The sequence below is a fragment of the Gilliamella sp. Choc6-1 genome, assembly GCF_001690385.1.
GTDB classification, from domain to species: domain Bacteria; phylum Pseudomonadota; class Gammaproteobacteria; order Enterobacterales; family Orbaceae; genus Gilliamella; species Gilliamella apicola_A.
Genome location: NZ_LZHI01000055.1, coordinates 1 through 6,929, shown reverse-complemented (window position 1 = coordinate 6,929; position 6,929 = coordinate 1). Strand labels below are relative to the sequence as shown.

The following is a 6,929-nucleotide window of genomic DNA, read 5'->3' as shown; positions in this document are numbered from 1 at the left end:
ATAATGATTACCACCTTAATAGCACCCCAGAAAGTGGCAATTGGTACGCACGTATTCGCCATGAACAAGCAATCAGTGAACAAATAATTATCCGAGGCAAAAGCAACCGTTATAACCTTGCTCCTGGGCAACTCATTAGCCTTAATGGCGCCCCGCTGATTGATATTGATGAAGGCATTATTATTTTAAGTGTTACGGGCAGCGGCAGCCGCACTGATGCTTACCAGCTCAGTTTTACTGCGATACCTTTTAAGGTATTAAAACCGTATCGCCCAGCACCCCTTGCTTGGCCACAAGTCAGTGGCACCTTACCGGCACGGGTCACCAGTCCCGATAATGACACCTATGGCTATATTGATACCCAAGGGCGCTACCGGGTTAAATTTAACTTTGACCTAACAGATTGGAAAAATGGCGAAGAAAGCTTATGGATAAGGTTAGCCAAACCCTATGCTGGCAGTGAATACGGTTTTCACTTTCCACTGATTGACGGTACTGAAGTAGCAATAGCTTTTATGCAAGGCAACCCTGACAGACCGTATATTGCCCATGCAATGCACGACAGTGCTCACCCAGACCCTGTCACCGCCATTAACAAACACCGCAATGTGATACGCACCCCAGCGAATAATAAATTACGCATGGACGACAAACGGGGGCAAGAGCACATCAAACTCGCCACCGAATACGGCAAAACCCAACTGAATTTAGGTCACTTAGTTGACCAAAGTAAAGCGCAGCGTGGCGAAGGCTTTGAGCTAAGAACCGACGAATGGGGCGCCATAGCAGCTGCACGGGGATTATACTTAACCACCCAAACCGAGCCGAAAGCACAAGGCAAACAGCTCGACATGCAAGCCGCCATTACCCAGCTTGAAAATGCGCTATCCATTGCCAAAGCCCTACAAAATGCGGCTACTCAGTCTGAAGCCCACGGTGCAGACACTGACAGCCAAGAACAACTTAACAAAACATTAAGCCAACTGACCCAAAGCGGCATACTTGCCTATGCCCAAGAAGGCATTGCCTTAACCAGTCCACAAAACATTCAACTCTCCACCGGCAACAGCGTTACTTTAACCAGTGAAAACCAAACTGACATTGCCGCCTTAAAAAATGTCACGGTATCAGCAAGGGAAGCATTAGGCTTATTTGCCCACAAATCAGGCATGAAACTGTTTGCCAACCAAGGCGATATTGCGGTGCAAGCCCAAAACGCCAACCTCAACATGGCAGCTAAGCAAGAAGTTAAAGTTGACAGTGTTGATGGCAAAGTTGCCCTAAGCGCCAATAAAAAAATCACCTTAATTTGTGGCGGTTCATACATAAAAAACAGCGAAGAAGGCATTGAGCTTGGCACCCAAGATAATGTCTATTTTAAATGCAATGTCATGCAAAAAATGGGAGGGCAAACGCAAGAAACCGAAAGTGAACTACCGGTTGGCTGCCAACGAACCTTATCACAACAAACAAAAACACAGGGGGCATTAGTTGAACTGTAATGAACACAATTAATTACCTCGAACTGAATCAATATCAAAATGACACATTAACAGACGAACAGATAAACAGCATAGCCGCTCAGTTAATAAACAATGCTGAAAATGCAGATTATTGTTATTTACTGCTTGATCTAAGCTTACGTGATCTCAGTGATCTTGCTTTAGAAAATAGCGTATATGCTTACATCAAAAACAACTATGCAACTTTGCAATTTATCCGGTTTGATCACCCGATGTTTAATACTAAAAATGTACCAGCTCTACTTTTATTGGATTTAAAACAAGACGATCAAATTCAACTACTAAAACAATCAATCAAATTATCTTTTCAAGAAACAAACACAAAATCGTTACTATCAGGAAAAGGCAGAGCCATATGTGGTTGGTTATTTTCGAACGAAAAAGGCGAAGAACTTAGTCACTACCTAGCCAACTTATGTATTCAAAAAGACGCAATCACACACCGTTACTCGTTATTAAGGTTATATGATCCGGCGGTATTAAGTTCGGTATTAAGCTTAATATTACCGCAAATTCGTGACAAAATTCTTGGCGCAACAACATGTTGGGCAATATTAAATGGAGATGGTTTATTAACATGTTATAAAGCCAGCACCGTTCGTCGTCAATTTACGGTTCATCGATTAGGATTAGATGATAAAGAAATGCAACACATTGCCAATATCGGGCTCGAAAATCAAACATTACTAAGATATCGAGATAACAAAATCAACCAACCACGTTACCATGAAGATCAAGCTAGAGAATATATACGTAATGCACTCACACTTTGCGATCAATACCAACTCACCGACGAACAAGACAAAATCTTGTTTGCCATGCATTACTTAACAATAGGCAGTGAATTTCACCGTACGCCTATAATTGCAAAGCTTTTAAAACAAAAAGAAACCTATTATCAAAAGCGTGCCGCATCAATTACCGATGAACAATGGCACCAAATTGCCCAACAAAGTAAAAAATTAGCATCAGGAGAAAGCGATGAAGTGTAATTGTACATCTTCAAAAGGGTTAACAATATTGCCTGTAACTTATTGTGTTGTACCGCAAACCAACGGATTAAAACTACCTAGTTGGGCAACAAACCCTGATTTGGAAAAAGCCGAACTTAAACACAATTACCATTACGCATTAAGAGTATCACGCGAAGGCTTTCTATACCTATTTTATGAAGAAGGGGCTCGGGGTAATAACTATTGGGAAGTCTATAAAATTGCTGAAAACGGCACCTTCTGGAAACAACTTTCCCCCCAAATGGCAAGCCAAGAAGAAGATTGTGGCTGTGCTGCTACTTTACAAAATACTGCTAGTGCTGAATTTATCTGCATTGAACAACCAAATCAGTGTGGCAAAGTCTGGTTAGCTTATAGTGAGCATAAATGGCAAGATGATATCCTTGAAAATTACCAAAGCGATAGCCAATTACGTTCGCAGCGAATGACCATGATCGAACCTAAAGCCATGGCAAACGGTTCAGCAGCCCAAGGCAAAGGCATAGCCCCTTTAAACTCAAGCAATCTTAAACAAATCATTGATTATTCAGGTATTGACATTAATGCCAACATCGCTGACCCCACTGTCAAATTTTTTAAATCACTGGTGGAAGACGATATTAACCAATGGAATGCCGACTTCCTAGATAAGCACTTTACCGCCTTTCCATGGGCGTGTTCTCGCAATGCGGAAAACACCCTCAAATCGGCGCATGAACGTTCAACCGAAAGCAACGGTTACATTGTTGGGTTAAACGATGCGGTAGGGATCGCTTATGAACTCAATGGCTGGTGTAATGAAATTGTCGGATACTTACAGCTATTTAGTGAAGAGCGTGAACATGAAATTCAATCCGATGCACTATTAACATTTTTTGAAAATAGCTTTATTCAATCCAAAGAAACCGAACGATTTAAAGATTTAAATATCTATGAAGAAATGCACAGAGAAAAAAATAATTATTGGCTAGAAGACATAAGAAAAACAGAGGGTACAAATTGGCTACAAAAGCGTAGAGACCAATATTACAACCAATATCGCTTTGAACCCGAAATGCTAGCTGGGCTAAATAACGGCTGTGATCTATTTGAGGATTGGATAAAAGATTCACGAGTTACCTCGAACTATTATCGACGATTAGATCTTGCCATGAAACGTGTGCAAAGTAATAACGATATCAAAGACTATATTAAAACTATAGCCAAATTGCGCAAAGATGCAGAATTAACCATAGCTATAGGCGAATTAATGCACAAAACCGAAGTCGACAAAATTCGCACTATATCAAAAGAAGAATTAAAAAAATACCAAGCTCGAATTAATCAACCGTTAAGAGACACCTATCACCAAAAATACGAACAAATCATGAAACAAGCAGGCTTGTTGCACGAACAGCGTAGCGAAAATGTATTTATATGGATCCAAAGCGACAACTACCTAAATGTATTAAATGATTACAGCCAAAATAACACCGATGACGGAATCGAATTTGAACGAGTGGTTGTCACCGCAATTGATGGCTTGCAAGACACCAAAATAGGCAATGATATTATAGGTGAATGGATAAAAGCGCATGAAATTCCTAAAACCAACCTACTTTGGCGCGCAATTGCCTTTAACCAGAAAGAAGCAATTAAAGAGCTGGAAGAATTTTTACTCGATGCTCAAAAATACAGCGAAGTAGACGGCAAAGGGCTATTGCACCGTACCTTGCTGAATGTACCGAAAAACTTATCGACTTTTACCTCGATCTGTCAAGAAATCAACGCCAACTTACAAAAAAAGAAACCCAATGACAATGCTAAATTTATTGATAAATTCGCTTATAAGCGTGACAAACTTGCCTCCATTTTAATTGACAAGTTTTTCAAAAAAAAGCCTATTAATGTGGTGGTCGACAATATGCGAATAGGTGCCGACAACATTAACCATTTTGTTGCCCAAAAAGTCTTTATGGCAAGAGCAGGACTTGAGCCAGAAGTCGTTAACGGTGTCATGCACGAATATTACGTCCGTCGGACTTGGCTCAAAGAATTGAAAAAATTAAACAATGATAATCAAGCATTGTCTGGCTCCTTCCCTAATGTGGGGCAAAAAGGCATTCGGGGGCAATTAATTAGCAATTACCTAAAAAATCACACCCATAATATATTACGAAAAATAATTATTAAAAAAACCAATAAACCAGCTGACATCCTAATGAAAGGAAAACTTGACGATTTATGGTCAACCCATAACAATCAAGCCTTCGGCCGTGATTTAAAAGGTTCAAGGTTATCGGCGGTATTATTAGTGTTTCAGCTACCGGTGATCATCACCTTAGTGATTCAAACCGACGATCATACTTCCGAAGATTTTATCAACCAGATCCTTGCAGCATCATTAAGCATGGTTAGCATGATGATCAACGTGTTAATCAAACCAAACACAATTGCCTTTAAAAACACAATACGTGTAACAGGGTTAAGAGTTGCAGGGCATTTAGCTAGCGGGGCTTCATCAATATTTGGGTTGATGTATGCTATTCCGCAGGCAACGAAAGAAAATCAAGATAATATTGAATTGGCATTAAACTATGCTAGTGTTATGGTCTATATTAGTCAATTTTTGAAAACAAGTACTGCCCTGTTAGAAATGTCACCTAAATTGGCTAGTCGATTTGTTATCAGACAATTCATTATAATAGTTGGCTGGAAAATCTTTACCTTTTTTGCCGCATGGTGGGCACAATTAATTTTAATGGTGGTGGATTTTGTTTGGACATTGATTGTTGATGACGATATTCAAAAATGGGTACGTGCTACCCGCTTTGGCACCATGTACAAACCGCAAGAAACGCCCGATTTTAACACCGAACTTACCGCCTTTAAAAAGCTAATGAAAATTGACGAAAATCAAGAAAAGGTCGAGCAAGAAACCGACAACTTTTTAACCTACATTGGTTGGGATACTGACTTTCTAAACGAATTCACTTTTATGGAAACAATCGGGCTAAATACTGATAATAATAGTTACCCTAAAACCACCATCCCTTATTCCCTAAATTAAGAGCGATAAAAATATGAGCCTAAAAACCTTTTATAAAATTCAAAATCAAATGGTCGATAAATCATGGCGACGCAACGCCACCCCCCCAGTATTACCCTGCTGGGGCGATGAATTTACCTGTATTCGTGGCACCATAATACGCATTGATTTACAAACACAGCAACAAGCGTTTGAAGTTGAAGCCTACCAAAATATGCAAGAATCCATGGAGCGAGCCAATAGAGCAGCGCAAATTGGCGCCATTATTGGTACCTTACGCGGGCAAGTTGGTTTAACAGGTTTGCCAGAAACTAAACCTTTTTTACGTGAGGCTAATTTTGTTAATGTTCAAATTGGCGATGAAATTTACCGCGGTTGGCTTGGTGATTGCCCGTTTCAACCAGGGGATGAAGTAATTGTCGTTGCCGAATGGCAAAACGACCATTACGAACTCTATGCTATTGCCAAACCTGATGAGAAGATGATCAGCGTCTGCCCTAACTGTTTTCGAGGACGTTGGGCTTATTTCATGTTCTGTTTTAAGGGTACTATTATGACTTTGATGATTGCACTATTAGCCGTGACAGGCATCTATATATATTATCATGGTTTAGACAAAGTTGTTACTTTAAGTAATAGTTATAAAAATAATATTTCAGGTGCGGCAATGGCTTTTGGCACTTTTGCTGTTATTGGCTTAATTGTTGCGTTAAAAGACAGCTTTAAAACTAAAGTGAAAATAGCCGAGCAAATTTTTAAAGCTTTAAACTTTAAAAAAATATCAAGAATGAATTTAAGAAAATTAACCAATAAAAAAATTAGAAAATTAAAAAGACAAGGTAAATACCAGAAAAATAATCAAACACCTAAAATTGCCTTTAACACATGGTTAAGTGATAATTTTTTATATTATTACGAAAAATAATAAGAGTTTATGACCTATGAGCCTAAAAACCTTTTATAAAATTCAAAATCAAATGGTCGATAAATCATGGCGACGCAACGCCACCCCCCCAGTATTACCCTGCTGGGGCGATGAATTTACCAGTATTCGTGGCACCATAATACGTATTGATTTACAAACACAGCAACAAGCGTTTGAAGTTGAAGTCTACCAAAATATGCAAGAATCCATGGAGCGAGTCAATAGAGCAGCACGAATGGGCGCCATTATTGGTACCTTACGCGGGCAAGTTGGTTTAACAGGTTTGCCAGAAACTAAACCTGTTTTACGTGAGGCTAATTTTGTTAATGTTCAAATTGGCGATGAAATTTACCGTGGTTGGCTTGGTGATTGCCCGTTTCAACCAGGGGATGAAGTGATTGTCGTTGCCGAATGGCAAAACGACCATTACGAACTCTATGCTATTGCCAAACCTGATGAGA

Annotated in this window: 4 protein-coding genes and 1 pseudogene; all 5 read left to right on the top strand. The window is 39.5% G+C overall.

Annotated features, from left to right (window positions below; all coding sequences use genetic code 11):
- The coding region (locus A9G36_RS07435; RefSeq protein ID WP_141670637.1) for a DUF2345 domain-containing protein at positions 1-1,502 on the top strand (1,502 nt) is incomplete at its 5' end.
- Positions 1,502-2,515: a DUF4123 domain-containing protein gene (locus tag A9G36_RS07430; protein ID WP_034944136.1), complete on the top strand. Its 1,014-nt coding sequence runs from the start codon at positions 1,502-1,504 to the stop codon at positions 2,513-2,515. The genes A9G36_RS07435 and A9G36_RS07430, both read left to right, overlap by 1 nt.
- Positions 2,505-5,564, top strand: coding sequence for a T6SS effector BTH_I2691 family protein (locus A9G36_RS07425; RefSeq protein WP_065585589.1), 3,060 nt, complete (start codon positions 2,505-2,507; stop codon positions 5,562-5,564). Before A9G36_RS07430 ends, A9G36_RS07425 begins: the two co-directional genes overlap by 11 nt.
- A 13-nt stretch (positions 5,565-5,577) precedes the next feature.
- Complete coding sequence (locus A9G36_RS07420; RefSeq protein ID WP_065573913.1) at positions 5,578-6,468, top strand: putative type VI secretion system effector; 891 nt, start codon at positions 5,578-5,580, stop codon at positions 6,466-6,468.
- Between the two features lie 16 nt (positions 6,469-6,484).
- Positions 6,485-6,929, top strand: a pseudogene (locus tag A9G36_RS07415) (hypothetical protein); the annotation flags it as partial.